This is a genomic window from Leisingera sp. ANG-M7, assembly GCF_000813965.1.
GTDB lineage: Bacteria > Pseudomonadota > Alphaproteobacteria > Rhodobacterales > Rhodobacteraceae > Leisingera.
This window is the reverse complement of record NZ_JWLI01000017.1, coordinates 68,262-92,858: the sequence shown is the minus strand read 5'-3', so window position 1 is coordinate 92,858 and position 24,597 is coordinate 68,262. Positions and strand designations below refer to the sequence as shown.

The following is a 24,597-nucleotide window of genomic DNA, read 5'->3' as shown; positions in this document are numbered from 1 at the left end:
CCCGCCGAAGCGTCTGCGCTTACGCGCCGTTCGTCTTGCCGCTGACCTTGATATTGCCCTGCAGCTGGGCGCCGTTCTCGGTCGACATGGTCTGCGCCGAGACATCCGCCTGCACCTGCGAGCTGGCTGCCAGACGCAGGTCCTCGCATTGGATCTTGCCGCTGTAGGCGCCTTCCACGGTAACCGATTTCGCACTCAGCGCCCCATCCACGGTGCCGCCTTCCAGCACCGTCACCGCCAGCGCCGACACATCACCGACAACCCGGCCCCGGACCTCGACGCTGCCCTTGCTGGAGGTGATATTGCCTTCAACCGTCACATCTTTCTCGATTACCGAATTCACCACGTCTCAGCCCTTTCTGCGCAACCCCGGACAGCCTAACCCGCCCGGACCAATTTGAATAGCTGATAGCAAACAGCTGTCCAAGGGCCAAAGCCGCACCTTCTCCGCCGGCAAGGTTCCGCCGCCTTGCCCGCCGGCGGCCCTGCGGCTAGGCTCCCCAGCAGCTGATTTTCATGACGGAGTTTTTCTGATGGCCTGGTCCGAAATTGCCGCGTTTGCCTTTGTCGCGGCCCTTCTGGTGATGTCGCCCGGCCCCAATGGGTTCCTGATTGCCAAGACCGTCCCCGCTTCCGGCCGCAGCGCGGGGTTTTCCAATATCGCGGGCTTCGTGGCAGCCTTTTTCCTGCATGGCGCGCTCTCGATCCTGGGCCTGTCGGTCATCCTGGTGAAATCGGCCACCGCCTTTGCCATCGTGAAATACCTGGGCGCCGCCTATCTCTGCTGGATCGGGGCCAAGGCACTGATCGCGGCCTTCAACAGCATCAGCCCCGCCGCCCGCGTCACCCCGGCCAAACGCCGCCGCACACTGGCCCGCGCTTTTGGCGAGGGCTTCCTGACCAACGCGCTGAACCCCAAGGTGTCAATGTTCTACCTTGCCGCCTTCCCGCAATTCATCACCGCAGGCGGGACACCTGCCGCCTCTGCCTTCCTGCTGGTGGCACTGCACGCGGCGATTGCTGCGCTCTGGTTCGGCGCCATGGTTCTGCTGTTCACCCGCCTGACAGCGGCGGCCGGCAGCCCCGGCTTCCAGCGCTGGCTGAAGGGGATCACGGGTGTGGTGTTCATCGGCTTCGGGCTGAAACTGGCGAGCTTCCGTCCAAGCGTCTGACAGACCTTAGTCCACCTGCGGGAACGGTACCGGCACACGAAAGTGTGGTCGGGCGGAATGCAAGAGACTGACCGTCGAATCTTCCCAAGGGACCTCAGCCAATGATCTAAACCGGCACCAGCAACCCGTTCTCCAGCTTCACCTGCCGGTCCATCCGCGCTGCCAGCTCCAGATTGTGGGTGGCAATCAGCGCCGACAGGCCGGTGCCGCGCACCAGCTCCATCAGCGCCGCAAACACCTGATCCGATGTGCCGGGATCCAGGTTCCCGGTCGGCTCATCCGCCAGCAGCACCCGCGGCGCATTGGCCAGCGCCCGGCAAAAGGCAACCCGCTGCTGCTCGCCGCCCGACAGCGCCGCGGGGCGGTGATCGGCGCGGCCTGCCAGCCCCACGGTTCCCAAAAGCTGCGCCGCCCGTGCCACTGCGGATTTCTGCGAGGCCCCATTGGCCAGCTGCGGCAGAACGATGTTTTCCAGCGCGGTGAATTCCGGCAGCAGGTGGTGGAACTGGTAGACGAACCCGACTTCCTGGCGGCGCACCCGGGTGCGGCGGCGGTCGCCCTTGCGGGTAACGTCCTCACCGGCCACCCGCACCTCGCCCGCGTCCGGCGTGTCCAGCAGGCCTGCGATATGCAGCAGCGTCGACTTGCCCGCGCCTGAGGGCGCCACCAGCGCCACAACTTCGCCTGCCTGCAGGCTCAGGCCGGCGCCGCGCAGCACGTCGACCTGCCCCGGCGTGCCGGTCAGGTAGGATTTGGTGATCCCCTTCAGCTCCAGCGTGATCTCACTCATAGCGCAGCGCCTCCACCGGGTTGAGGCGCGCCGCGCGGCGGGCCGGGAAAATAGTCACGAAGAACGACAGCCCCAAGGACAGCGCGGTGGCCGAAACCACATCCGCCAGCCGCAGCTCGGCGGGCAGCGCATAGATGCCGCGGATCGACGGATCCCAGACGCCGCCGCCCATGACGTAGTTCACAAAGGAAAAGATCGGATCGATGTAAAGCGCAAACAGGCAGCCCAGCACCACACCGCAGATTGTGCCAAGGACGCCGGTGAAGGCGCCGCAGATGAAGAACACCCGCATGACGGACCCTTCGCTGAGGCCGATGGTGCGCAGGATGCCGATATCGCGGCCCTTGTTCTTGACCAGCATGATCAGGCCGGAGACGATGTTCATCGCCGCGATCAGCACCAGGATCGACAGGATGATGAACATCACATTGTCCTCGACCTCCAGCGCCCGCAGGAAGCCGCCGGAGGCATCGCGCCAGGTCCAGACGCCCGCAACGCCACCCGCTGCCGTCAGGATCGGCAGGGCGATTTGATCCACGTTTTCAGGGTCTTCCACCATGACCTCGATCTCATCCGCGACACCCTCGCGGTTAAAGAAGCTCTGCGCCTCACCAAAGGGCAGATAGACCCGGGTGCGGTCGATGTCCCAGCGGCCTGCGGTGAAGACATAGACCACCTCATAGGCATTGACCCGCGGGCTGGTGCCAAAGGCGGTTTTGACGCCATTGGGGGAGATCAGCTTGATCTTGTCGCCGACCGAAACCCCCAGTTCCCGCGCGACACCGGAGCCGATGGCGATGCCCTCCTCGAACCGGGCAAGGTCGCCGATGGCTTCTTCGCTCTGGGCGACGCCGGGGATGCCTTGGATGTCCTCGGCGGAGATGCCGAACACCTCGACGCCCGCGTTGCGGTCGCGCAGGTTGGCCATCACCTGCCCCTTGACCAGCGGCGCGGCCCGGGTGACGCCGGGGACCGCGGCGACGGTCTTCGCCAGCGCCTCGTAGTCTTTCAGCGAGCGGTCCAGCACGCCCGCCTCATTCACCTCGCCATAAGAATAGACGGTGACATGGGCATTGGCGCCCAGAATGGTGCCGACAAACTCTGAGCGGAAGCCGGAGCGTACCGCCAGCGTGGCAATCAGCGCAAATACCGCCAGCGTAATGCCGATGAGGCTGATCCAGGTCATTACGCTGACCCCGCCCTCGGCCTTGCGGGCGCGAAGGTAGCGCCAGGCGATGATCCATTCAAAACGTGAAAACGGCGGTGGTGTCGTGGCCATAAGCGGTCCTGCCCGGAAATTTTGCGCGACCCTAGGAGGGCGGCGGGACAGGGTCAAGCAGCCAGGCCAAGCGCCCGGAACGGCAGGCGGAGAACCGATAGGAGCAGGCCGGCCGCCAGTACACCTGCCAGCACGCCGCCGCCGGCAAATATCAGCCCGTCCGCGCTGACTGGAATTGCAGGCTGGAAACTGGCCCAGGCGGCCGTCGCAACCTCCGGATCGGAGAACCGGGCAGCGCTCAGCACCCGTTGCAGCGGTGTCAGATCCTGCAGCGCCGCCATATCGGCCTGCAGCTGCTGGAACCGGGACAGGACTCCCGCCATGGTTTCCGCCCGCTGCGCGCCCATCGCGCCGCCTTCGGACAGCTGTACCAGGGCCTCCTGCCGGGTCAGCCCCAGTTCCGCCGCGTCACTATCGAACCCGGCCGCAATCCGCCGCAGTTCGTCCACTGCGCCGTCCAGCCGCTGCAGATACTGCTGCGAATACTCCGGGAACTGCGAACTGGCCGCCGCCCCGAAGGTGCCGCTTGCCAGGGTGATGATCCTCGCCAGCATTGCTGCTCTCTTTTCTGCCGCCTGGTTTTCTTTCAATCAAACGCCAAACGCTGCGCTCAGGCAAGCGGATCCCGCACGCAAATCTTTTGAGGAAGAGATTTGCCAAGAGTTTTCCTTCAAAACTCTTGCGCACCCGTTCCGCACGGCGTCACCGCATCGTGACCTGCCGCATATGCCCATTGCCTTGTATTCGCCCGGTGCTAGGGCTTTATCAGGCGGGTTCCGGTTTTAATGGGTGGAAACGATGGACAGGTACTTCAAACGCGCGCTGCCGCATCCCTCGCTGCGCATGGTGATCATGGCGGGGCTTGGCGCCTTTCTGGCAATTGCGGCGCTGTCGCTGCTTACCACCCACGCCAATCTGCTGCTGCTGATGGCCCCCTTCGGCGCCAGCTGCGTGCTGTTGTTCTCGGTCCCTGCCAGCCCGCTGTCGCAGCCCGCGCATGTGGTCGGCGGCCATGTGCTGGCGACCGCCGTCGCCCTGGCACTGAACACGCTGCTGCCCGATACCTGGTGGGCGCTGGCGCTGGCGGTTGGCCTTTCGATTGCCCTGATGGCAGCGCTGCGGCTGACCCATCCGCCCGCGGGCGCCGACCCGCTGGTGGTCTTTGCCACCGATCCCGGCGTCTCCTTCCTGCTTTTCCCGGTGCTGACCGGGGCCGTGGCGCTGGTGGCGATTGCCGCCCTGTTCCACCGGTTCTCAGGCCACGAATACCCGCTGAAACAGGGCTGATCGGAGCTTGCGTCAGAGCGCCAGCATCGCCGCCACCGGCAGCCGCAGCGCCTGGCCCAGGGCGCGCGAGTCCGCCGCCTCCAGATGGTAGCCATCCGCGGCTGAGGCCCGCGCCACCTGGCCGGAATCGAAAAAGCCGCAGCCAAGCCGGTCTGCCAGCGCCTCGATCACGTCTGCCAGTGCCTCTGACTGTTCGACCATCGCCGGGGTCACATCCGAGGTTTCGCACAGCGTCACCGGCGGCGGCGAGACCAGCAGCACCTGCGGCGCCACCGGTTCCGGCATCCGCCAGGGGTGGTGGCGGATGATCTCGACCAGCCGCTCCAGACCGTCGCGGATCAGATGGTTGGGACGGGTCTCGTAAATCTCGTTGGTGCCCAGCATGATCACCACCAGATCCAGCGGCGCGTGGCTGTGCAGCAGCATCGGCAGCACTGCATCGCCGCGCATCTCAACGCAAGCCGTGTGGCGGGAGTGAGCCGCTGTGCGCCCGCGCAGCCCTTCGGTGATCACCTCTGCATCCGGCAGGCCTTCACCCAGCGCGACCGGCCACCGGTCCGCTGCCGCATGGCGCCCGCCGGTACGGGGGTCGCTGCCCCAGGTCTGGCTGGCACCAAAAGCCAGGATCTGTTTCATGCCGTATCCTCCCGTTTCCGGCACCCTGCGGCGGACGGGTGGTGCGGGCAAGAGAAAAGACCGTCCCTTTGTGCTGCGGACTGGCGGGCGCGGTCCGCGCAAGGACTACGTTCCGCGCACAACCTTTGCCATTGCAGCATAGGAACCTTCCAGCTCCTCAGCCGTCGGCTGCGGGTCCGGTTTCTGGTCTGGCTCGGCCAGCCCCGCCGCCCTGACAATGGTGTTGATGAAGCTGAACATGCCGCAGACCTCCACCACCTCGTAAAGCGCCGCATCGCTCCAGCCCGCGCTGGTGGCGGCCTCAAAGGCCTGCGAGATGCCCTCTGCCTCCTCTTCGTGCAAGGCGTCGGCATAATCCAGCAGGGGCCGGATCCGGTCCTGCGTCGCCGCAACCGGGCCGCAGAACACCTCAGAGAACAGGCTGTGGAAATGGACGCAATAGGCCACGCCGTTCAGGCCGGAGACATGCGCGGCTATTGCCTCGCGCTCGCCCCGGGTCAGCGCACCGCCGCTGCACATGATGCGGTCCAGCAAGCGCAGCAGTTGTTCGGAGTTCTGCGGAAAGGAGGACAGCACATGGGTCAGCCCGCTGTCTGCTGCGATACCGCTGAAATTGCCCATGCTTGCCCTGCCCCTGTTCCGGTTCAGGACAAGGTTAGCATCCGGGCCGCCCTCTGTCAGCGCCTTGCAAGGCAAAGGAAAACCCCGCCAGCTCTCGCCAGCGGGGCTGTATCCTTCAAACCGGCAGGCTGGCTCAGAAACCGCGCCCGGTGGGATGCGCCTTGTAGACCTCAACCACCTTCTTCACGGCCTCTTCCGGGGACAGCTCCTCGCTCTCGCCGGTGCGGCGGGAGGTCAGCTCAACCACGCCGTTCTTCAGCCCGCGCGGGCCGACGGTGATGCGCCAGGGCAGACCGATCAGGTCCATGGTGGCAAACTTGCCGCCCGCGCGCTCGTTGCGGTCATCATAGAGCGGGTCCAGACCGGCCGCGGTCAGTGCCGCATAAAGCTGGTTGCAGGCGGCATCCGCTTCGTCGTCGCCCTGCTTGAGGTTGACGATACCGCAGTGGAACGGGGTCACGCCTTCGGGCCAGATGATGCCCTTGTCGTCGTGGCTGGCCTCGATGATCGCACCCAGCAGGCGGCTGACGCCGATGCCGTGGGAGCCCATGTGGACCGGCACGTTCTTGCCGTCGGGGCCCTGCACGGTGGCGCCCATGGCGTCGGAATACTTGGTGCCGAAATAGAAGATCTGGCCGACCTCGATGCCGCGCGCCACCCGGCGGCGCTCCTCGGGGATCTGGTTGAACAAGGCTTCGTCGTGGGTCTCGTCGGTGCGGGCGTATTTGGAGGTGAACTCCTCCAGCACGCTCTGGCACTGCTCGACGCTGTCATAATCGATCTCGCGGTCGCCGAAGGTCAGATCGGTGACGGCGCTGTCATAGAAGACTTCGGACTCGCCGGTCTCGGCCAGCACCAGGAATTCATGGGTGTCGTCGCCACCGATCGGGCCGCTGTCGGCGCGCATCGGGATCGCCTGAAGCCCCATGCGCTCATAGGTGCGCAGGTAGCTGACCAGGTGGCGGTTGTAGGCGTGCAGCGCGTCTTCCTTGGTCAGGTCGAAGTTGTAGCCGTCCTTCATGTAGAATTCGCGGCCGCGCATCACGCCGAAACGCGGGCGGATCTCGTCACGGAACTTCCACTGGATCTGGTACATGGTCAGCGGCAGGTCCTTATAACTGCTGACGTGGGCGCGGAAGATGTCGGTGATCAGCTCTTCGGCGGTGGGGGTAAACAGCATGTCGCGGTCATGCCGGTCCTTCACCCGCAGCATCTCCTGGCCGTAAGCCTCATAGCGGCCCGACTCGCGCCACAGGTCGGCCGACTGCATGGTCGGCATCTGCATCGGAATATGGCCCGCGCGGATCTGCTCGTCATGGACGATGCTTTCGATCTTCTTCAGCACCTTAAAGCCCAAGGGCAGCCAGGAATAGATCCCGGCAGCGGATTGCTTGATCATCCCGGCGCGCAGCATCAGCCGGTGGCTGACGATCTGGGCTTCCGAGGGGTTCTCTTTCAGAACCGGCAGAAAATAGCGGGACAGGCGCATCTTGGCTCCATCGGTGATGTGTGTTCGAGTTCCCGCCCGGTTTAGTGGGTGATGGGGGTGCGGGCAAGAGGAGGATCCGCCCTTACAGGGATGCCGCAGCACCTGCTTGAGCCGAAACATTGGCCGCCCGTCACTTTGGGACGTGTGGCGCCAGCCGCACGGCCCGCGCCTGACCTTCCCCCCGGGAAGGCGCATGCGCGCCTCCCCAAGGTCAGTCCCGGGCCTCGTGGTGCAGAAAATGCGCCCCTAAACCTTCACCCCCAGCCCGTCTGCCAGCATCCGGATCTCCGCCCAGGTGGCTTCCGGCAGCAGGATCGGCTTCTCCGCATTCTCCGCCCGTGCATCGGCCTCGCGCTCGCCGGGGATTTCGACCCGGTCGAACCCGGGCGCCGGCGGGCAGTTGCGGAACTCGTCCAGAATGCCCTCGGCAATCTCCTGCAAGCGGCTGGACTCCTGATACAGGCTGCAGTCCAGCGCCAGCATCAGCCAGTTGCATTCGGTGGTGACCGGCCCCAGCATCGCCTCGGCGATCATCTCAGCCGCCACCGACAGCGCATAACCCTTGGCACCGCCCGCCGTCAGGATGGCGCCGCCCTCGAAATAGGCCTCGGGGTCGGTGCTGGGGTTGCCGTCGCGGTCGATCAGCACGCCCTCCGGCAGCTTGGCGCCAGCAATCCGCGCGCCGTAGACCCAGCCCGCAGCCGCCGCTGAGGTGGCGAAATCAACGATCACCGGCCCGCGCCGGCCGCCGGGAATGCCGATGGCATAGGGGTTGGTGGACATCAGCGCCTTGCGTCCTCCGTAAGGGGCGACCAGCCGCCAGGCCTCGCGTCCGCCGCCGCCGATGATGATCGCCAGGCAGCCCTGTTCAGCTGCATATTCGGCAAAGGCCCCCAGCCGCCCGGTATGGCCGGCCTCAATAACAGCGATGGCCGCAATGCCACTATCCTGCGCCCGCGCCACCACATCGCGGATCGCAATCGACATTGCCGGAATGCCGATGCCGCCATGGCCGGTAACACTCCAGGCGCCGCGGGCGTTCTGCTGCAGCTCCGGGCGCGCCCCGGCGGTCAGATAGCCGCTGTCGTAGTAGCCCGCATAAGGCAGGATCCGCCACACACCGTGCGATTCCACCCCCGACAGGTCGGAATCGACCAGATGCGCCGCCACCTCAGCCGCGATGTCCGCGGGGCAGCCCTTGGCAGACAGAATGGCCTCGGCAATGCGGAAGGCCTCGATCTGCGGCACCGCCACCCGCGGCGTGTCCTTGCTGTACTTGCTGCGTGTCATGGCGAATCGCGCTCCCTGCTCTGCTCCCAAGACTCAGGGTACGGGACAGGCGACGCCTGCCGCGCGCATTTGCGACATAACTAAAGAAGCAGATAGAGAACGCTGCGGGCGGTCTCTCCGCCCGCAGCACTGGCCTGTTACATTTTCGCCCGCTCAGCGCGCAGCGCCAGCCACAGGCAGTAACACATCATCAGCACCACCAGCGTGAACGGGATGCCGGTCGAGACCGCCGCGCCCTGCAGCGCCGACAGCCCGCCGCCAAGCAGGAGCGCGATGGCCACCAGACCCTCCAGAGTGCACCAGAACACCCGCTGGATCACCGGGGCGTCCATCTTGCCGCCTGCGGTGATGGTGTCGATCACCAGCGAGCCGGAGTCCGATGAGGTCACAAAGAAGATCACGATCAGCACCAGCGAGATAGGTGCGACGATCGAGTACAAAGGCAGCTCCTTGAGGAAGCCGAACAGCGCGCCCTCGGGCTTGTAGCTGTCGATCACCGTGGCCTTGACGCCCTCGGCGCCGCCGGCGTTCAGCATGTCGATGGCGCCGCCGCCAAAGGTCGACATCCACAGGGCACAGACCGCGGTCGGGGCGATCAGCGCGCACAGCACGAACTCGCGTACCGTGCGGCCCTTGGAGATGCGGGCAATGAACATGCCGACAAAGGGCGACCAGGCAATCCACCAGGCCCAGTAGAAGGTGGTCCAGCCGTGGAAGTAGCTGGTGTCCTCGCGCCCGAAGGGATTGGAGAGCGCCGGAAGCAGTTGAATATAGTCCACCATCACGTTGAAATAGCGTGCAATTGCAGTGCCTATGCCAGTGACCAGCAGAACGAAGATGAACAGCGCCACCGCCATCACCATGTTGATTTCCGACAGCCGTTTGACACCGGCATCCATGCCCATCAGCACCGAGCCCAGCGCAATTGCGGTGATGCCGATGATCAGCAGCACGACAACCGTCGGAGATGGCTCGATCCCGAACACCTCATAAAGGCCGGCCGCAACCTGCTGCGCGCCAAGGCCCAAGGAGGTGGTCAGCCCGAACAGCGTGGCAAAGACCGCCAGCGTATCAATGGCATGGCCCCACCAGCCCCAGACCCGCTCGCCCAGGATCGGATAAAAGGCCGAGCGCAGGGTCAGCGGCAGGTCGAGGTTGTAGCAGAAGATCGCCAGCGACAGGCCGACCGCGGCGTAAACCGCCCAGCCCTCCAGGCCCCAATGGTGAATGGTGCCGACAATGCCGATGTATTCATTGCCCGGCTCATTGATATCGATCCCCAGCGGACGCGCGGCGCCGCCTTCTGAGAAGTTGTAGTAGACCGGCTCAAGCACGCCGAAGAACAAGAGGCCGATACCGATGCCGGCCGCGAACATCATCGCAATCCACCCGGCATAGGAATAATCCGGCTTGGCATCCTTGCCGCCGATCCGGACAGAGCCGACCGGCAGGACGATCAGTGCCAGGCAGAACAGGGTGATGGCATCCACCGACAAGACCAAGAACCAATCAAAGGTGCTGGTCAGCCAGGGCCGCAGCCAGCCGAAAAAGGCCGCTGCCGCTTCCTGGTTGGCAAGCGCGATCAGCACGAAGGCGGCAATCAGGATACTGGAAATCAGGAAGACAGGATTATGGATGTCCAGGCCGAACGGCCGGATGTTGTCCTGTCCCAGTTCATACTCTGTCTCGAAGTCCCAGACCCTCGGGTCGGGATCGAGCATTTTCTTTGTTTCAGGCATGACGCCTCCCCTCTTACTCGTTAATTCTGCCTCAAGTGTCGCATTAAATTCGGAAATCTCCTAATTTGCGCCGCAAACCCGCCCTGGGACCGGTATGCGCCCCTCTCTCAGCATGATGTCGCTTTTGCCGCATTCTGGCGCAAAGGAACTTGAACCGCCGTTCAAGATTCGAAAGTGTTAGCGGAAACGCCAAACACGGCGGCACGACTTAGGGAGAGAGACGTGGCCAAAACAATTACCGAACCGGCCCGCGAGATACCGGTTATCCATGAAACCGAAGTGCTGGTCGTGGGCTCCGGCCCCGGCGGGCTGGCAGCGGCCTTGGCGGCGGCGCGGGCGGGGGTGGAGGTCGCTTTGCTGGACCGCTTCGGCTGTTTCGGCGGCAATATCACCACCGTGGGGGTCGAGGGCTTTGCCTGGTACCGGCACGAGGAAACGGTGGAGGCCGGCGGCATCGGCTGGGAGTTCGAGGAACGCGCCAAGATGATGGGCGCGGCGGTGCCCGAAAGCCAGTCGCTCAGCTATGAGCTGGACAGCGAGGGCTTCAAGCTGGTCGCGGACAAGCTGGTCGAAGAGGCCGGCATTCACCCGATGCTGCACCGGGTGTTTGTCGCCCCGATCCGCGAGGGAAACCGGATCACCGGCGTCATCGTCGAGAGCAAGGCGGGCCGCGAGGCCATCCTGGCGAAACGTGTGATCGACGCCACGGGTGATGCGGACATTGCCCACATGATGGGCGCGCCGACCCTCAAGACACCGGTGGAGCAAATGCAGGCGGCCAGCGTGATGTTCCACATCGCCGGCGTCGACAAGCAGAAGTTCATGGAGGGCGTGAAGGCTGATCCGCAGACCTACGCCAACTGGTCGACCGGCGAATGGCAGGTGGAGACCTCAGGCAAGGAGGATGAGATGTTCTCCCCCTTCCTGGCCAAGCCCTTTGGCCAGGCGATCCGCGACGGGGTGATCCCGGCGCATCTCAATACCATCGGCGGCACCTGGGGCGCGGTGCATGACAGCGGCGAGATGACCTATATGAACCTGGTGCATCTGGCAGGCATCGACGGCACCGACCCCGACAGCATGACCCGCGGCGAGATCGAGGGCCGCCAGCAGGCGATGCACGCCATCAACGCACTGCGCGCCTATACGCCGGGCTGCGAAGGTGCGCGGCTGCGCAACTTCGGCATGACCATCGGCATCCGCGACACCCGCAAGATCGACGCGCATCACAACATCACCGAGGACGAGACACGGAATCAGGGCCGGTTCGAGGACACCATCGGCATCTACCCGGAGTTCATCGACGGCTACGGGGTGCTGATCCTGCCCACCACCGGGCGCTACATGCAAATCCCCTACCGCTCGATGCTGCCCAAAGGCGTGCAGGGGCTGCTGGTCACCGGCCGCGCCATCGGCGGCGACAAGATCGCTCATGCCGCCACCCGCAACATGGCCTGCTGCGCCGTGGCGGGACAAGGCGCGGGCATCGCCGCGGCGCTGTCCGTGAAATCGGGTTGCGAGTTTGACGCGGTGGATATCACCGCCGTGCAAGGAGAGCTGAAGCGCCAGGGGGTGCGGATCCATTGACCCAAGCCATCCCCACCATCGACATCACGCCACTGCGCGAGGCGGGCCATCCCCGGCGGCAGGAAACGGTTGCCGCGATTCTGGCCGCGGCGGAGGATATCGGGTTCCTCTCGATCACCGGCACCGGCGTCGCGCGGGAAACCGTGGAGGCGGTGCGGAACACGGTGCAGACGATCTTTGCCGTACCGGAGAAATCCAAGTGGGATCAAGCAATTACGCGGGAGAATTACCGCGGCTACATCCCCATGGGGTTCTTCACGCCGAATGACGGCTCCGGCACGGCGGACAAATACGAGGGTTATAAACTGCACCATGAGGTGGCGGCGGACGATCCGGTCCGCAGCGAATGCCCGCTCTACGGCCCCAACCGCTGGCCGGTTGAGGTGCCGGAAGCGCGTGACGTGATCCTGGGTTACTGGACCGAACTGGACGATGTGTTCCACCTGCTCCTCGGCGCGCTGGCAGAGGGGCTGGGGCTGGACCCGGCAGCCTTCCGCGAACCGTTTGAAGCCCCGCTCACCAACATGTCCCTGCTGCACTACCCGCCGCAGGCGCCGGAGGAGGAAGGGTTCGGCATCCACCCGCACAAGGACACCGACGCGCTGACCATCATCGCGCCGGACCCGGTCGGGGGCCTTGAGGTGCAGACCCGGGACGGTGGCTGGATCACTCCGGACTGCCCGCACGGCGGTTTTGTGGTGAACATTGGCGACATGCTGGAGCTGTGGTCCGGCGGCCGTCTGGTGTCCACCCCGCACCGGGTGGTCAACAAAACCGGGCGGGAACGCTACTCCTTCCCCTATTTCGCCGTGCCGCGCCATGACGTGGTGGTGCAGCCGCTGCTGCCTCCGCTTCCGGGCTTCGACCGTCCCGCCGTCCATTGCGGCCATTGGTCAGCGGAAATCTGGCGCACCAACTGGCCGGATGAGAACGCGGGCGAAGACACGCCGGAGCTGGGCACGATCCACAGCTGATGAAGATCATGCGTTCACACCCGTTCACGGACGCGTGAGCGGAATAATCCAATCCCCCTGCTGGCGCCGTAACGCTCGTGTCATGACGCCAAACACAGCTTCAGCAGAGAGGACTTTTCATGTTTTCCAAGATCAAACACGCGGCCTGTGCCGCCGCCGCCGTTCTGAGCTTTTCCAGCGTTGCGTCCGCAAACACCATTGTCGACATTGCCGCCTCTGACGACCGGTTCTCGACCCTGGTTGCCGCCGTCCAGGCAGCCGGGCTGGCTGAAACCCTGCAAGGCCCCGGTCCCTTCACCGTCTACGCGCCGGTCAACGAAGCCTTTGCCGCCCTGCCCGAAGGCACGGTGGAAACCCTGCTGAAACCCGAGAACAAGGATCAGCTGACAAATGTGCTGCTCTACCACGTCGATGACAGAAAACTGACGGCTGAGATGATCCCCAGCGGTTCCAACTATTTCAAACCCGTTCTGGCCTCTGAACGGCTGTGCATCAGCAAAACCTCCGAAGGCGTCAGCATCGCTGACGGAACCGGCAGTTCCGCCAACGTCGTGATTGCGGACATCAAGGCGGACAATGGTGTGATCCATGTGGTCGACAAGGTTCTGCTGCCCGGCGCCCGGCCTGACTGCCACTAAGGCGCCCCTCCCCCTTGGCATCTGAGCCCGGATCAATTTGGTCCGGGCTTTTTTGCAGGTTCGCCCAAGCGTTGCATGGCAAAGCCATCCCCCAGTTGCCCCCGGCCTTTTCCGCCTTATCCCCGCCTTGCCCACAGGGGATTTGCCCTGCCCCCTTGCAAGCCCCTGCGGCATCAGGAAAGACTGGCGCCAGGAACCTGATACAAACGGACCAAGGGCGGCACGCGGACCATGGCCTTACCGGCAAAACAGCAGCTGAAATACTGGGGCATCGCGGCGATTGTCTTTGCGGTGGTGATGTGGGCGCTTGGCAATGTGCTGATGCCCTTCGTGCTGGGCGCGGCCATCGCCTATATGATCGATCCGGTGGCCGACCGGCTGGAGGCCTGGGGCATGAGCCGCGCCGGCGCCACCGCCGCGATCACCGTGGGCACCCTGCTGATCTTCCTCCTGCTGCTGGTGGTGGTGGTGCCGACGCTGATCTCGCAGATGATCGACCTGGCGCAGGTGCTGCCCCAGCTGCTGCGCGATGCCCGCGCCTTTGCGACCGAGCATTTCCCCACGGTTTTCGAGGAGAACAGCCGCATACACCAGGCTGTCACCTCCTTCATGCAGACGCTGCAATCGCGTGCGATGGAGGTGCTGCAATCAGTGCTGGGCGGCGCGGCCTCCTTCCTGAACATCGTGATCCTGCTGGTCATCGTGCCGGTGGTGGCGGTCTATCTGCTGCTGGACTGGGACCGGATGGTTGCCCGGATCGACGAGCTGCTGCCGCGCGACCACCAGCCGGTGATCCGCCGCCTGGCGGGCGAAATCGATGCGGTGCTGGCCTCCTTCATCCGCGGCATGGGCACCGTCTGCCTGATCCTGGGCACCTATTACGCAGTGGCGCTGATGCTGGTAGGGCTGAACTTCGGCCTCGCTGTCGGCTTCATCGCGGGGCTTGTCACCTTCATTCCCTACCTCGGCGCCCTCATTGGCGGCGCGCTGGCCATCGGCCTGGCGCTGTTCCAGTTCTGGGGCGACTGGGTGTCGATCGGGCTGGTGGCCGCCATCTTTGCCATCGGTCAGGTGGCAGAAGGCAATATCCTGACGCCCAAGCTGGTGGGCGGCTCGGTGGGTTTGCATCCGGTCTGGCTGCTGCTGGCGCTGTCGGTCTTTGGCGCATTGTTCGGCTTTGTCGGCATGCTGGTGGCGGTGCCCGTGGCGGCGGCGCTTGGCGTGATCGCGCGCTTTGTGACTGAACAGTATCTGGACAGCCGCCTGTATCAGGGCCAAAGCCATCCCAATGCTGAGAAACGCGACGCAGGCGCGGAGTAACCCGATGGCACAGCAGCTGAGCTTTGATCTCCCGGCGAAACCGGCGCTGGGGCGGGAGGATTTCTTTGTCGCGCCCTCCAACGCGATGGCGGTGGCCCTGCTGGACCCGCAGTTCGCCTGGCCCAGTGGAAAGCTGGTGCTGACCGGCCCCAAAGGCGCAGGAAAAACCCATCTGGCGCATGTCTGGGCCAGCCAGACCGGGGCGCGGATCCTGTCCGCTGCGAGCCTGAGCGAACAGTTGGTGCCGGAGCTGGCGCAAGGCCCGGTCGTGGTTGAGGACGTGCCGCAGATCGCCGATGACCAAGAGCAGCAGAACGCCCTGTTCCACCTGCACAATCTGGTGCTGGCGCAGGGCCATTCCCTGGTGATGACCGGGCGCGGCGCACCGAACCTCTGGGGACTGACGCTGCCCGACCTGCAAAGCCGGGTGCAGGCCGCCACCCATGCTGAACTGCAGCCGCCCGACGACCAGCTGCTGGCAGTGGTGCTGGCCAAGCTGTTCAACGACCGCCAGATCACCCCCAAGCCGGATGTGATTCCCTATCTGGTGGCGCATATGGACCGTTCCTTTGCGGCCGCGGCGCAGATCGTGCGGCGGCTGGACCAGCTGTCCTTGGCCGAAAAACGCAGCCTGACACGGCCCCTGGCAGTGCGGGCGCTAACGGAAGTGCGCGAAGAGGCGGCGGAAAATGACGCATCCGCAAGCTGTTGACCGCTGCCCGCCCATCCCCCATCCTGTCCGCGGATCGCAAGACGGAGCCCTCATGAACCTGTCCCAGGACCCCGCCGCCGCCGCCACCGATTGGGGCCCCTTCGGGCGTCCGATCTTTGATGACCCCAAGGCCCGGGCGCTGTCGCGGGTGGGGGTGGTCGATGTCGGCTCCAACTCGGTCCGCCTGGTGGTGTTTGACGGCGCCGCCCGCAGCCCGGCCTATTTCTACAACGAAAAGATCATGTGCGCGCTGGGTGCCGGCCTGTCGGAATCGGGCCGCCTGAACCCCGAGGGCCGCGCCCGGGCGCTGTCGGCGCTGCGCCGGTTCCAGCATCTGGCCAAGGGCATGGGGCTGCCGCCCCTGTCCGCTGTCGCCACCGCCGCGGTGCGCGACGCTGAGGACGGGCCGGAGTTCTGCGAGGAAGTGCTGCGCGAGACCGGCCTCAAGATCCACGTCATCGACGGGCGTGAAGAGGCGCGTTTGTCGGCGCAGGGCGTTTTGCTGGGCTGGCCCGGCGCCTATGGTCTGGTCTGCGATATCGGCGGCTCCTCGATGGAGCTGGCGGAGATCCAGGAAAACTCTGTCGGGCGACGGGTGACCTCATCCCTTGGGCCGCTGAAGCTGCGTGATATCAAGGGCGGGCGTCGCGGCCGCAAAGAGCACATCAAGGAAGTGATCGAACGGCTGAAGGGCGAAATGGGCCCGCAGCGCGACCGCCTGTTCCTGGTCGGCGGCAGCTGGCGCGCGATTGCCCGCATCGACATGCACCGCCGCGGCTACCCTTTGAAAGTGCTGCACGAATACCGGATGTCCGCAAAGGACGTCCGCGAAACTGCCCGTTATATTGAGACCAGCGATCTGGATAAGCTGCGCGGCGCTTGCGGGGTGTCCGCCAGCCGGATGTCGCTGGTGCCCTATGCCATCGACGTGCTGACCCGGCTCGTGAAAACCTTCAAGCCCAAGGACATCGCGGTCTCCAGCTACGGCATCCGCGAGGGGCTGCTGTACGAGCAGATGCCGCAGCGGCTGCGCGCCCGCGACCCGCTGGTCGAGGCCTCGCGCTTTGCCGAGATGAAGGACGCCCGCGTCCCGGGCTTTGGCAAGACGCTTTATGACTTCGTGCATCCGCTGTTCGCCAATGCCCGCCACAGCAAGCGGCGGCTGGTCAAGGCGGCCTGCCTGCTGCATGACGTCAGCTGGCGGGCGCATCCCGACTACCGCGCCGAGGTCTGTTTCGACAACGCCACCCGCGCCAACCTCGGCGGGCTCAAGCATTCTGAACGGGTGTTCCTGGGGCTCGCGCTCTTGCACCGCTACAGCAACAAGCGGCACGGCAGTTCCTTTGAGTATCTCTATGATCTCTTGGACGAAAAGGGCCAGCACGAAGCCGAGGTGCTGGGCAAGGCGATGCGCTTCGGCGCCATGCTGATGGTGACCAGCAACGGCGAAATCGGTGAATTGCAGTGGCAGCCGCGCAAACGGGTGCTGCATGTGACCCTGCCGGACGCGGCCCGGCCGCTTTACGGCGAAGTGGCGGAATCGCGGCTGAAGTCGCTGGCCAAGGCGCTGGGGGCGGAGGTTGACCTGAAGTTCAGCAAACCCGCACCGGAAGCTCTGCCGGAGCAGGCGCCGGAATAACAGCTACAGGAGGCCGCAGCGGCGTCAGATTTCAGTGACGCCTTCGTCCTCATCCTTGTCTTCCTTGGCAGGCGCGTTGTCCTTAGGCTTCTTGCGGATGATGATATCGCCGTTGGGCAGGATTTCCGGCAGCTCATAGGCGCTCCAGTCCTCCACCTGATCGGCAATGTCCGCCAGCGCCGGCCCCATCTCGGCCAGGAAGGCACCCATCGAGGGACCGATCTCCTCCATCATGCCCTGCAGGTCTTCCAGAGCGGGCGCCATCTCCTTGCGCAGCCCTTCCCAGAACAGCTCCGCGCCGCGTTCCATCAGCGACGGGCCGGTACCCTCCTCTTCCGCCTCCTGAGCGGAAAGCGGCGCGGACATCAGGGTGATCAGAGCGGCAGGCAGGATGAGATGTTTCATAGGGCTAATATAGGGAGCGGCTGCGGGGTGTAACAGGGGGGCGGGAGGTGGCGCAGGGCTGGACAAAGCCAGTTTGGCAAAACTCTTGCAGGCAACGCCGATCCCGGTGCGAACGGCGCAGATTGCTCAGCACCATCGTTCCGCATCAGACAGCAGCAGATCCTTTCTTGGTGGCTCGCCGGTAATGCCGAAAAGTTCCAACTGTTCTTTTGAAACTGTGCATTGAAAACTTCGGTATGAAACGCTGAGTGTCAGGCTCACTGCGTCTCCCAGCTTAGTATTTCGGTAGCTGTATTTTTTGAGCAGTCGGTAAGGGGTAGCCTCGTTGGCACTGAATAAGTACTGCCACTGGGCCAAGTGATCCAAATCATCCCCCTTCCCGGTTCGCTCAGAGTAAAGGCCAGTGGAAGGAAGATCCGGCAGGATTGCTCGAAATGCCTCGACATGGTGCTCACCTCTGCCGTCAGTTTCCACTGTTATCGAACACTCCTTGCGTCTGCTGATGGTGATCGTCTTGACGAAGCTGCTGGGATCGAAGGAATGCCATGAGAGGTCTTTTCGACCGTCAAATTCGGCGCCATATTTTCCAACCGCGATCTCTTTGGAGTGCCGGAATTCAGGGAGAGTATCCAAGCAGATGTCTTTGAACATTTCTGCCGCTTGGTCAAAACTTGCCCGAGAAGGTTTGCCCGCAGCCTCTCCTGCAGCCTCAATGCTTGAAACCGGACTAGCCAGCACTAGCGCAATGGCACCCGCAAAACACAAGCGGCCAGTAAACTTCGGCATAAAAATCAAATCCTTAAATGTGAAGATGAAGAAACGTCATCTAGAGCAGAGCATAATCCACCTTTACACTTGCATCGATACAGTTGCACTCAAAATGGTGCCTTACAGATCGGTAACAGATGCCTGTTGAAAGCTAATAGTTTTTGATTCAGGCGGCACTTGGCCCTACGGTCAGGTTGTCCCGGTTCGGGTGAACTGCACCGCCGCAGTTTACGAAGGCCTGCCTCCCGGATCCGGCCCGGTCAGCGGTTCCGACAGGATCAGCGGCGGCTTGCCAGGGCCGGTGCTGCAAGGGGGGCAGCTGTGCCCTGCGGCGGCTGGAGCCTTGCCCGCGGCAGCCGCCGGATCCGACACATAGGTCTGCAGTAATGGCTGGCTGTTCTTTTTGTGGCGGGCGATCAGCTTGCGCTGCTGCTTGCCCGCAGGGATCGGACGCGCAGGCCCGGGTGGCGGGGCCGCGCCGTCCAGCGCCGGAAACAGGCGCTTGAGCCGGGCATGTTCGGCGGGCGGCAGGGTCTTCAGCGCCTCCGGCCCCATCAGCAGGCTTTCCGCCGGGGTGCCTTCGGCCAGCACCACCTCGTGCTGGCCGAAGATCAGGTGGAAATACTCTATCTCAGCCACCGTGTCGTCGATGCGGATGCCGGGCAGCGCCGTCAGCTGGCGGGCAGCCGCAAGCACCTGTTCCTGACCGAACATGCGGCCTGCAATGCGGGAACTGACTAGCAGCCGGTGCTGGCGTGACACCCGCAAGTCCCGCAGCGGCAGTCCCGCGCCCAGCGCACCGGCGCGGATCAGCACCGGACACAAATTCGGGTTGCGGCGGATCTGTTCTGCACTGACTGCGCGGCAGGTCACCATTTGCAGCACGGCATAGCCGCCATCGGCGGTCAGGACCTGCTGCCCCGGGCGCAGCATCTCCACCGGACAGGGGCCCTCGGCGGTGCTGATCAGGGTGCCGCGGGCGAAACAGACCACATCCGCATAGTTCCAGCCGCTGGTATGGCTTTGATAGCTGCCCAGCGTGGCACCGGTGGTGAAGGCAGAGCCCGGCCCCGGCACGAAATACCACTCCCCGCCGGTATTGAAGAAATAGAAGGTTTCGGTGTGCTGCGCCCCGTCAGTGCCGGTGAAAGAGATGTCGATGGCATAAGGGTCGCCGGCGGTCTTGCCGAAGGAGCCGCCGTCGATGCTGATGCGCTCTCCGTTGTCGCCTTCGCCCTGGTAAGCAGCATCGTTGTCCTTGAACACCGCGGTGTGGGAGGTGTTGTACTGCGCGTTGTAGCCGGTGCCGGACCACTTGAAGGCTTCTGCCGTATATTCCGCCATGGCAAAGCTCAGCCCTGGCCCGCGGGTTCGGTTTCCTCCAGCGCCTTGAACAGCGCGCGCAACCCGCCCGGACGCAGCCGGCAGCGGGCCGCATCCCGGCCCAGTGCCTGCGCCGCGGTTTCGCGCTCGCGGCTGTCAAGCTCCGCGCCGAACCGGGCTTCCAGCTCAGCCGCAAAGACCCTGTTTCTGTCTTGCTCGCTCATACTCCGGCACCTGCGTATGCGGATCACACCGCGAACGCCGCCCACCACAACCAAAAGTGGAGGGCAGCACGCGCGCCCGCAAGTGCAAGTCTGCCGCTAGTTGCCTAAAATTTAATGAAAACCAGAACGGAGCCCATGCCTTTCAGGCGCTGGCTATCTGAAAGGCCAGCGCGAATTCCGCGCCGGCCTTCCCCGTCAAACCGTCCGGGGTGCACAGATCCGGGTTTCAAGCACCTAGCCGTATGCGGAGGTGTCCCACATCTCTGGCTGCATGAACTCAGGAATTGCCGTCGTCTTGCCACTCAGCTTTGCAACGGTTCCGGCGGTCAGTTCCAGTGCCATCCAGGATTCCGGAATGGTCAGCAGATCCGGGTACGGCGTTTGCTTGTCCGTCGGGACAAAGCCGTAGCGGGGATAGAATGCGGGGACGCCCAGCACGAACACTGCGTCAAATCCTGCGGACCTGAGGTGTGCGATGCTGCTTTTCATCAGCTCCTTGCCCACTCCATGGCCCTGATACTCCGGCAAAACGCCGCAGGGCGCGAGCAGGCAGCATTTTGTGCCGGGGTGGTCCTCGAAAACGAAGGGCGTGAACAGCACATTGCCCGCAATCCTTCCCTCCCGGCTGACACTGATTGAGATCGTGTCGGGGTGATCAAGGAAGCTTTCTGCAAGCTTTGCGACTTCCGGTCCTTCCTCCGGGCCAAAGGCACGGCGGTGAACGTCGATGATGTTTTCTTTTTCCATGCGGTCCATTTCTGGTCTCCATTGGATGAATAGCATGGCCGCCCTGCAAGGGGCGACCTGTTGAAGGCGGTCAGGCACCGGGCATCGCCATCTTCCGGCTCACCTGTCCGGAAGGTTCGTGAAGCACGCCCCCGGCAAATTCGAAGCCGTAGCGTTCATAGAACGGCCGCCCGATGGTGTTGTCTCGAAAGACCTCCACCTTCAGCGGCCCCTTCAGGGCAACGGCATGATCTACCAGCGCCTTGCCGTATCCCCGACCGTGTCTGGACGGCTCCAGGAACAGGCCGCCGATTTCATTGCCAAGCAATGCAATGAAACCGATGACGGCGCCTGCCTCCTCCAGCACCCAGGTTTCCGCATTTGGCAGATAGATGCTGCGCATGGCCTGCTGCACCTCTGCCGCGAAGTCCGGGCTGAGGAACGGATGAGCAAGCGCGTTGGCCCTTTGCCAGACGGCAATCACCGCATCCGTGTCACCGGCGCGGTAAGGGCGGATAGAGAACGTGTTATCTGTCATCTTTTTCTGTCCTATCGCTGGTTCATTTGCACGCGCACGGATTGGTTCCCTAAATGCGTGATGCGATAGGGGCTGCCGTTCTTCGACTTGATGAAGCGCTTGTCTTTCAGGCGCTTGAACACGTCCTTTGTACAGGTGGAGAGGACAAATCCGTCACGTGTAAAACACTGGACGGAGTGCACTTTGCCGTTGCCGCCGCGTGCGTATTTGATCTCGCCGCCCAGAGCGAGTTCATGCAAAACACGTTGCTCGTGCTTTGAGATATTCATTGGGATGTCTCGATTTTATGAAAGCACAGAAACAGGATCACTCAGCGTCAGCGCGTGAGTGTGCCTATCTTTGCGGGTGTTCCTGTGAAGTTCGCCAGGAACGGGCGTCAGGCCCGGGACTCTTTCATAAAATCTCCATTGCAAGAGGCATCATGCCCCTCGTGCGGCGGTCACGTAATCTGTGGACTGGAGCCTGTCAAGCTAAGCGTGTCTGCGAAAGCCGCGAATGCTCCGGTAGAGGCGGCCACTGCCCCCCGTCCCGATATCCTGCGCCGCCGGGTAATGGTCCGGTGCTGGTTCCTCCCGCGCAAACTCCGGGCATCATACCGCCCTTCGGCCGCCCTTAACTGCGCAGCATCTGCAACCCCTGAATAGAACGATCGCGACGGCCGGACAGCCGAGCGCGCAGACTGGCACGCATGTCGCGAAAATCATTTGTAAGATAGAGGAAAAGACGTTTTCCCGGTGTCACCGACAGAAGTTGCCGGCTGTAGGTTACCCGACATCTTTCGTGGCTGATGGGATCAATGCGGAATTCCACTGCGTAGGCAACTTCGTTGCCCTTCGCCAGGGGGTCCGCACGGTAGCTCAGGTGCCGCGGCGCATCAGATTTGTTTATCCGGATTTCAACAAGCACATCCTTGTAGATATCCTTACGAGGCAAGCTCAGAATAAAATCCGCACTGCTGTTTTCCTTCGACGGCAAAAAGGACGCATCAGGCCAGTAATAGCTCTCCTTGTGAGCGGGAATGGGGGCAAGTTTCGCCCACACGATTTCCGGAGTGCCTGGAACAGTAAATGTTGTGGTGCACGGCTTCAGATCGCGGCGCCATGACCGAGGCTGCCAGGAGCCGTAGATAAAGCGTTCTACGGCCACAATGAGCCCTGCCAGCAGGAAACAACTGATCCAATCCGGTGCCCCAGTCTTAGCCGCTACCAACTGCCAGACCGGTTCCAAAGGCAAGCTGAGCAGGAGGGCCAAGAGGACAACCTCTACCATCGGCAGCCAGGCCGGGAGGAGCAAAGTGAATACGGTGATCAGCAGCCCCATGAGAATAACGACGGCAAGGATCAGGGATATGGCAGTCAGGACAGGAGGCCCTTCCACCTCAAACGGTTCAGAAAATCCGAGTTCAGTTGCGAGTATTGTGCCCAGCGTCAAGAGAGCACAGCCAAGTAAGAAGCGGCGGTATTGGCGAAAGATGCGGGAGAACATAGAAAATCTCTTTTTAGCAATGTAATAGGGAGAATTTCCCCTGAGTATCAGGCAGATTTGTGGCGTGAGAATGGTATCAGCGCAAAATGTGCTTGCTGCGGTCTGCCTTTTGCCACGCGGTCGCTGCTGCACCGCCCGCGTCTCACCCCGCCTCAATATCCAGTGTCACCGGAAAATGGTCGGACGCATCCAGCAGCGCCTGGCGCATGTCTGCATCGGCGTAGCATTCGCCGTCCTCAAACGGGTGCCAGATACGCCACTGGGGGCGCAGGCCCATCAGGCTTTGCGAAATCATCACGTAATCCAGCAGCGCCCGGGTGAAACGCTTGGTTTCCGCATTATAGAACCTCGAGGTGCTGGGCGGGATGGCCGGGCGCGGCTGCAGCAGGCTTTGGGCGTGGGGGTCGTGCAGCAGATCGCCCATCACGATCTCCACCGAGGACTGGCCGAACAGCTGTTCATACTGGTCAAGCCCGGGTCCATCATTGAGATCGCCCAGCACCATCACATGCTCGCCTGCGGCGACGTGCTCCTCAACCCGGCGGTGCAGCCAGATCGCCTGCGCCAGTTGCTTGCGGCGGTTGGCGGTGGCGGCGGCAGGGATGGCTTCCGGCGGTTTTGGCCCCTGCGGGGCCTTGGGTTTTAGGGGCGCGCCCATCAGCCGCAAGGCGGGGGCCCCCCTTGGGGGCACCCGCCGGCCCCGCGGGGGGGTTGGGGGAGGCCCCCCCTCCCCGGCCGCNNGGCTTCCGGCGTTCTGGCCCCATGCGGTGCCTTGGATTTCAGGTGCGCGCCAATCAGCCGCAAGGCGGTGCCGCCCTTGGTGGTCACCGCCAGCTCCAGCGGCGGTTTGGAGAACGCCACCTGATCCAGCCGCTCATCCACGTCGAGGTCGATTTCGAACACCCCGTCAAACCGCGGTGCGGCAGGGCTGGAGCGCGCGTCATGCACCGCGTCCAGCACATCCGGGTCATAGAGCAGCGCGATTTCCTGATGGGTGTCGTTCGGGAAGCCGCTGACCGCCTCGCGCGCGCGCAGTCCTGCCTCAGCAGCGAAGTTTTCCAGCGCCCGGGTGGTGCGCTGGCTGCGGCCGGTATTGGGCGCCTCGACCACCATGATGGCATCGGCGTCGATACGCTGCAGCACATGGGCGATGGCGCGGCCTTGGGTGTAGCGGTCGACGCCATGCACGCCCGAGGGCTTGGCGTCCAGCATCAGGGTGTCGTCCTTGTCGAACAGATAGGCGAACCACTCGATATTATAGGTGGCCAGCCGCATTGCCGCCGCATCCGCTGATTTCATCCCAGGCGCGGTTGATGTCGATCATCCGCTTCTCCGCCAGCCGCACTGCTTCCTCCGGCACCCCGCGGGCGATCATCGCATCCGGGTGGGTGTCGCGCACCAGCTGCCGCCAGTGCTTGCGGATCTCCTCTCGGGTCATCTCAGGGCTGACGCCCAGCACCGTATAGGGATCCTTGGGGGCATCCGGCACGAAACGCGCCCGCAGCGCCTGAAACTGCTGCGGGGTCTGGCCGAAGATGCGGCTCACCTCCTCCAGGAACTCGTTTTCGCCGGGGTGGTAGAAGCCATCAGCCATGGCGATGTGGAACAGCCCCTCCATCAGGTCGCAGAGCGTGGTGGGGTCGTTTCCGAACATGCGCTGGATGCGGCGGGCGTATTCCTGGTAACCGGCCACATCGGTGCGCGCCATGTTAAAGACGCGGGCCGCGCCGGCCTCGTCATCCTGGGCGATCTGGAACACCTCGCGGAAGGCGGTGACCTCGTCGCGGGTGACCTGGCCGTCGGCCTTGGCCATCTTGGCACCCAGCGCGATGACGGCGATGGCAAAGGCCACCGTGCGTTCGGGCGGCGCGCGCAGCTTGTCAAAGACGTCGGTGAGGCTTTCGCCTGCGGCAAGCGCGGCCAGCGCGTCGGATATGCGGGTCCAGAGTGACATG

The 24,597-nt window shown here is 63.7% G+C and carries 28 protein-coding genes and 1 pseudogene; 9 read left to right on the top strand and 20 right to left on the bottom strand.

The window, feature by feature from the left end:
• Positions 1-19 precede the first annotated feature (19 nt).
• The gene (locus tag RA26_RS18435; RefSeq protein ID WP_039186237.1) at positions 20-346 is read right to left on the bottom strand and encodes a bactofilin family protein; all 327 of its coding nucleotides are present in this window, start codon (positions 344-346) and stop codon (positions 20-22) included.
• A 187-nt stretch (positions 347-533) separates the two neighbouring features.
• Here RA26_RS18435 and RA26_RS18430 point away from each other — a divergent pair, with 187 nt between their 5' ends.
• Positions 534-1,172: a LysE family translocator gene (locus tag RA26_RS18430; RefSeq protein ID WP_039186235.1), complete on the top strand. Its 639-nt coding sequence runs from the start codon at positions 534-536 to the stop codon at positions 1,170-1,172.
• A 106-nt stretch (positions 1,173-1,278) separates the two neighbouring features.
• Here the strand turns inward: RA26_RS18430 and RA26_RS18425 are convergent, their stop codons facing one another.
• Genes RA26_RS18425 through RA26_RS18415 form a run of 3 tightly spaced genes read right to left on the bottom strand, consistent with a single transcriptional unit; the run spans position 1,279 to position 3,795 of the window.
• Complete coding sequence (locus RA26_RS18425) at positions 1,279-1,962, bottom strand: ABC transporter ATP-binding protein (RefSeq protein ID WP_039186233.1); 684 nt, start codon at positions 1,960-1,962, stop codon at positions 1,279-1,281.
• Entirely contained in the window at positions 1,955-3,241 is a 1,287-nt protein-coding gene (locus RA26_RS18420) for a lipoprotein-releasing ABC transporter permease subunit (protein ID WP_039186231.1), read from the bottom strand. The genes RA26_RS18425 and RA26_RS18420 overlap by 8 nt, the downstream gene beginning before the upstream one ends.
• A gap of 53 nt (positions 3,242-3,294) precedes the next feature.
• A complete protein-coding gene (locus RA26_RS18415) occupies positions 3,295-3,795 on the bottom strand; it encodes a DUF2937 family protein (protein ID WP_039186229.1) in 501 nt (166 codons plus the stop codon).
• On the opposite strand from RA26_RS18415, the gene RA26_RS22770 reads away from it, so the two are divergent.
• Entirely contained in the window at positions 3,779-4,027 is a 249-nt protein-coding gene (locus tag RA26_RS22770; RefSeq protein ID WP_152612660.1) for a hypothetical protein, read from the top strand. The genes RA26_RS18415 and RA26_RS22770 overlap by 17 nt on opposite strands.
• 12 nt (positions 4,028-4,039) lie before the next feature.
• Entirely contained in the window at positions 4,040-4,528 is a 489-nt protein-coding gene (locus RA26_RS18410) for an HPP family protein (RefSeq protein WP_039186226.1), read from the top strand.
• Between the two features lie 12 nt (positions 4,529-4,540).
• Here RA26_RS18410 and RA26_RS18405 read toward each other — a convergent pair whose 3' ends face one another.
• The 5 genes from RA26_RS18405 to RA26_RS18385 form a co-directional block, all read right to left on the bottom strand.
• Positions 4,541-5,164 carry a GDSL-type esterase/lipase family protein gene (locus tag RA26_RS18405; RefSeq protein ID WP_039186224.1) on the bottom strand — a complete coding sequence of 208 codons (624 nt, stop codon included), beginning with the start codon at positions 5,162-5,164 and terminating at the stop codon, positions 4,541-4,543.
• A 105-nt stretch (positions 5,165-5,269) separates the two neighbouring features.
• Positions 5,270-5,785, bottom strand: a complete 516-nt coding sequence (locus RA26_RS18400) for a carboxymuconolactone decarboxylase family protein (protein WP_039186221.1) — start codon at positions 5,783-5,785, stop codon at positions 5,270-5,272.
• A 133-nt stretch (positions 5,786-5,918) separates the two neighbouring features.
• Positions 5,919-7,274 carry a proline--tRNA ligase gene (gene proS / locus RA26_RS18395; protein ID WP_039186219.1) on the bottom strand — a complete coding sequence of 452 codons (1,356 nt, stop codon included), beginning with the start codon at positions 7,272-7,274 and terminating at the stop codon, positions 5,919-5,921.
• A 246-nt stretch (positions 7,275-7,520) separates the two neighbouring features.
• Positions 7,521-8,564 (bottom strand): Ldh family oxidoreductase, encoded by a 1,044-nt coding sequence (locus tag RA26_RS18390; protein ID WP_039186217.1) that lies wholly within the window; start codon positions 8,562-8,564, stop codon positions 7,521-7,523.
• Between the two features lie 137 nt (positions 8,565-8,701).
• Positions 8,702-10,303: a BCCT family transporter gene (locus tag RA26_RS18385; protein ID WP_039186215.1), complete on the bottom strand. Its 1,602-nt coding sequence runs from the start codon at positions 10,301-10,303 to the stop codon at positions 8,702-8,704.
• 222 nt (positions 10,304-10,525) lie between these two features.
• Here RA26_RS18385 and RA26_RS18380 point away from each other — a divergent pair, with 222 nt between their 5' ends.
• The 6 genes from RA26_RS18380 to RA26_RS18355 all read left to right on the top strand — a co-directional run bounded on the left by RA26_RS18380 (position 10,526) and on the right by RA26_RS18355 (position 17,173).
• A complete protein-coding gene (locus RA26_RS18380) occupies positions 10,526-11,890 on the top strand; it encodes an FAD-dependent oxidoreductase (protein ID WP_039186213.1) in 1,365 nt (454 codons plus the stop codon).
• Positions 11,887-12,864, top strand: coding sequence for an isopenicillin N synthase family dioxygenase (locus RA26_RS18375; RefSeq protein ID WP_039186212.1), 978 nt, complete (start codon positions 11,887-11,889; stop codon positions 12,862-12,864). The genes RA26_RS18380 and RA26_RS18375 overlap by 4 nt, the downstream gene beginning before the upstream one ends.
• Positions 12,865-12,983: 119 nt before the next feature.
• Positions 12,984-13,502, top strand: a complete 519-nt coding sequence (locus RA26_RS18370; RefSeq protein ID WP_039186209.1) for a fasciclin domain-containing protein — start codon at positions 12,984-12,986, stop codon at positions 13,500-13,502.
• A 231-nt stretch (positions 13,503-13,733) separates the two neighbouring features.
• Positions 13,734-14,822: an AI-2E family transporter gene (locus tag RA26_RS18365; protein WP_039186207.1), complete on the top strand. Its 1,089-nt coding sequence runs from the start codon at positions 13,734-13,736 to the stop codon at positions 14,820-14,822.
• Positions 14,823-14,826: 4 nt separating this feature from the next.
• Positions 14,827-15,534, top strand: coding sequence for an HdaA/DnaA family protein (locus RA26_RS18360; protein WP_039186205.1), 708 nt, complete (start codon positions 14,827-14,829; stop codon positions 15,532-15,534).
• 52 nt (positions 15,535-15,586) lie between these two features.
• Positions 15,587-17,173 (top strand): Ppx/GppA family phosphatase, encoded by a 1,587-nt coding sequence (locus RA26_RS18355; protein ID WP_039186202.1) that lies wholly within the window; start codon positions 15,587-15,589, stop codon positions 17,171-17,173.
• Between the two features lie 24 nt (positions 17,174-17,197).
• Here the strand turns inward: RA26_RS18355 and RA26_RS18350 are convergent, their stop codons facing one another.
• The 11 genes and pseudogenes from RA26_RS18350 to RA26_RS18300 form a co-directional block, all read right to left on the bottom strand.
• The gene (locus RA26_RS18350; RefSeq protein ID WP_039186200.1) at positions 17,198-17,578 is read right to left on the bottom strand and encodes a hypothetical protein; all 381 of its coding nucleotides are present in this window, start codon (positions 17,576-17,578) and stop codon (positions 17,198-17,200) included.
• 126 nt (positions 17,579-17,704) lie between these two features.
• On the bottom strand, positions 17,705-18,364 hold the full coding sequence (locus RA26_RS18345) for a hypothetical protein (protein WP_152612659.1): 660 nt from the start codon (positions 18,362-18,364) through the stop codon (positions 17,705-17,707).
• Between the two features lie 210 nt (positions 18,365-18,574).
• A complete protein-coding gene (locus RA26_RS18340) occupies positions 18,575-19,690 on the bottom strand; it encodes a Hint domain-containing protein (RefSeq protein ID WP_082015876.1) in 1,116 nt (371 codons plus the stop codon).
• Between the two features lie 8 nt (positions 19,691-19,698).
• Positions 19,699-19,893: a hypothetical protein gene (locus tag RA26_RS18335; protein WP_039186196.1), complete on the bottom strand. Its 195-nt coding sequence runs from the start codon at positions 19,891-19,893 to the stop codon at positions 19,699-19,701.
• A 234-nt stretch (positions 19,894-20,127) separates the two neighbouring features.
• Entirely contained in the window at positions 20,128-20,649 is a 522-nt protein-coding gene (locus tag RA26_RS18330) for a GNAT family N-acetyltransferase (protein WP_039186194.1), read from the bottom strand.
• Between the two features lie 61 nt (positions 20,650-20,710).
• Positions 20,711-21,157 (bottom strand): GNAT family N-acetyltransferase, encoded by a 447-nt coding sequence (locus RA26_RS18325; protein ID WP_039186192.1) that lies wholly within the window; start codon positions 21,155-21,157, stop codon positions 20,711-20,713.
• An 11-nt stretch (positions 21,158-21,168) separates the two neighbouring features.
• Positions 21,169-21,426: a YjhX family toxin gene (locus RA26_RS18320; RefSeq protein WP_039186190.1), complete on the bottom strand. Its 258-nt coding sequence runs from the start codon at positions 21,424-21,426 to the stop codon at positions 21,169-21,171.
• Between the two features lie 343 nt (positions 21,427-21,769).
• A complete protein-coding gene (locus RA26_RS18315; RefSeq protein WP_039186188.1) occupies positions 21,770-22,642 on the bottom strand; it encodes a hypothetical protein in 873 nt (290 codons plus the stop codon).
• Positions 22,643-22,784: 142 nt separating this feature from the next.
• Positions 22,785-23,315 (bottom strand): annotated as a pseudogene (locus tag RA26_RS18310) (endonuclease/exonuclease/phosphatase family protein); the annotation flags it as partial.
• 68 nt (positions 23,316-23,383) lie between these two features.
• Positions 23,384-23,917 (bottom strand): endonuclease/exonuclease/phosphatase family protein (locus tag RA26_RS18305; protein WP_039186412.1); only part of this gene is annotated, 534 nt, incomplete at its 3' end.
• The gene (locus RA26_RS18300; protein WP_039186184.1) at positions 23,898-24,596 is read right to left on the bottom strand and encodes a molecular chaperone DjiA; all 699 of its coding nucleotides are present in this window, start codon (positions 24,594-24,596) and stop codon (positions 23,898-23,900) included. The genes RA26_RS18300 and RA26_RS18305, both read right to left, overlap by 20 nt.
• Position 24,597: the final 1 nt, after the last annotated feature.

Bases quoted from the DNA above. Each gene is read 5' to 3' on its own strand.
- RA26_RS18430 (WP_039186235.1), top strand. From the start codon at position 534: ATGGCCTGGTCCGAAATTGCCGCGTTTGCCTTTGTCGCGGCCCTTCTG.
- RA26_RS18425 (WP_039186233.1), bottom strand. From the start codon at position 1,962: ATGAGTGAGATCACGCTGGAGCTGAAGGGGATCACCAAATCCTACCTG.
- RA26_RS18420 (WP_039186231.1), bottom strand. From the start codon at position 3,241: ATGGCCACGACACCACCGCCGTTTTCACGTTTTGAATGGATCATCGCC.
- RA26_RS22770 (WP_152612660.1), top strand. From the start codon at position 3,779: ATGATCCTCGCCAGCATTGCTGCTCTCTTTTCTGCCGCCTGGTTTTCT.
- RA26_RS18415 (WP_039186229.1), bottom strand. From the start codon at position 3,795: ATGCTGGCGAGGATCATCACCCTGGCAAGCGGCACCTTCGGGGCGGCG.
- RA26_RS18410 (WP_039186226.1), top strand. From the start codon at position 4,040: ATGGACAGGTACTTCAAACGCGCGCTGCCGCATCCCTCGCTGCGCATG.
- RA26_RS18405 (WP_039186224.1), bottom strand. From the start codon at position 5,164: ATGAAACAGATCCTGGCTTTTGGTGCCAGCCAGACCTGGGGCAGCGAC.
- RA26_RS18400 (WP_039186221.1), bottom strand. From the start codon at position 5,785: ATGGGCAATTTCAGCGGTATCGCAGCAGACAGCGGGCTGACCCATGTG.
- proS (WP_039186219.1), bottom strand. From the start codon at position 7,274: ATGCGCCTGTCCCGCTATTTTCTGCCGGTTCTGAAAGAGAACCCCTCG.
- RA26_RS18390 (WP_039186217.1), bottom strand. From the start codon at position 8,564: ATGACACGCAGCAAGTACAGCAAGGACACGCCGCGGGTGGCGGTGCCG.
- RA26_RS18385 (WP_039186215.1), bottom strand. From the start codon at position 10,303: ATGCCTGAAACAAAGAAAATGCTCGATCCCGACCCGAGGGTCTGGGAC.
- RA26_RS18370 (WP_039186209.1), top strand. From the start codon at position 12,984: ATGTTTTCCAAGATCAAACACGCGGCCTGTGCCGCCGCCGCCGTTCTG.
- RA26_RS18365 (WP_039186207.1), top strand. From the start codon at position 13,734: ATGGCCTTACCGGCAAAACAGCAGCTGAAATACTGGGGCATCGCGGCG.
- RA26_RS18360 (WP_039186205.1), top strand. From the start codon at position 14,827: ATGGCACAGCAGCTGAGCTTTGATCTCCCGGCGAAACCGGCGCTGGGG.
- RA26_RS18355 (WP_039186202.1), top strand. From the start codon at position 15,587: ATGAACCTGTCCCAGGACCCCGCCGCCGCCGCCACCGATTGGGGCCCC.
- RA26_RS18350 (WP_039186200.1), bottom strand. From the start codon at position 17,578: ATGAAACATCTCATCCTGCCTGCCGCTCTGATCACCCTGATGTCCGCG.
- RA26_RS18345 (WP_152612659.1), bottom strand. From the start codon at position 18,364: ATGCCGAAGTTTACTGGCCGCTTGTGTTTTGCGGGTGCCATTGCGCTA.
- RA26_RS18340 (WP_082015876.1), bottom strand. From the start codon at position 19,690: ATGGCGGAATATACGGCAGAAGCCTTCAAGTGGTCCGGCACCGGCTAC.
- RA26_RS18335 (WP_039186196.1), bottom strand. From the start codon at position 19,893: ATGAGCGAGCAAGACAGAAACAGGGTCTTTGCGGCTGAGCTGGAAGCC.
- RA26_RS18330 (WP_039186194.1), bottom strand. From the start codon at position 20,649: ATGGACCGCATGGAAAAAGAAAACATCATCGACGTTCACCGCCGTGCC.
- RA26_RS18325 (WP_039186192.1), bottom strand. From the start codon at position 21,157: ATGACAGATAACACGTTCTCTATCCGCCCTTACCGCGCCGGTGACACG.
- RA26_RS18320 (WP_039186190.1), bottom strand. From the start codon at position 21,426: ATGAATATCTCAAAGCACGAGCAACGTGTTTTGCATGAACTCGCTCTG.
- RA26_RS18315 (WP_039186188.1), bottom strand. From the start codon at position 22,642: ATGTTCTCCCGCATCTTTCGCCAATACCGCCGCTTCTTACTTGGCTGT.
- RA26_RS18300 (WP_039186184.1), bottom strand. From the start codon at position 24,596: ATGTCACTCTGGACCCGCATATCCGACGCGCTGGCCGCGCTTGCCGCA.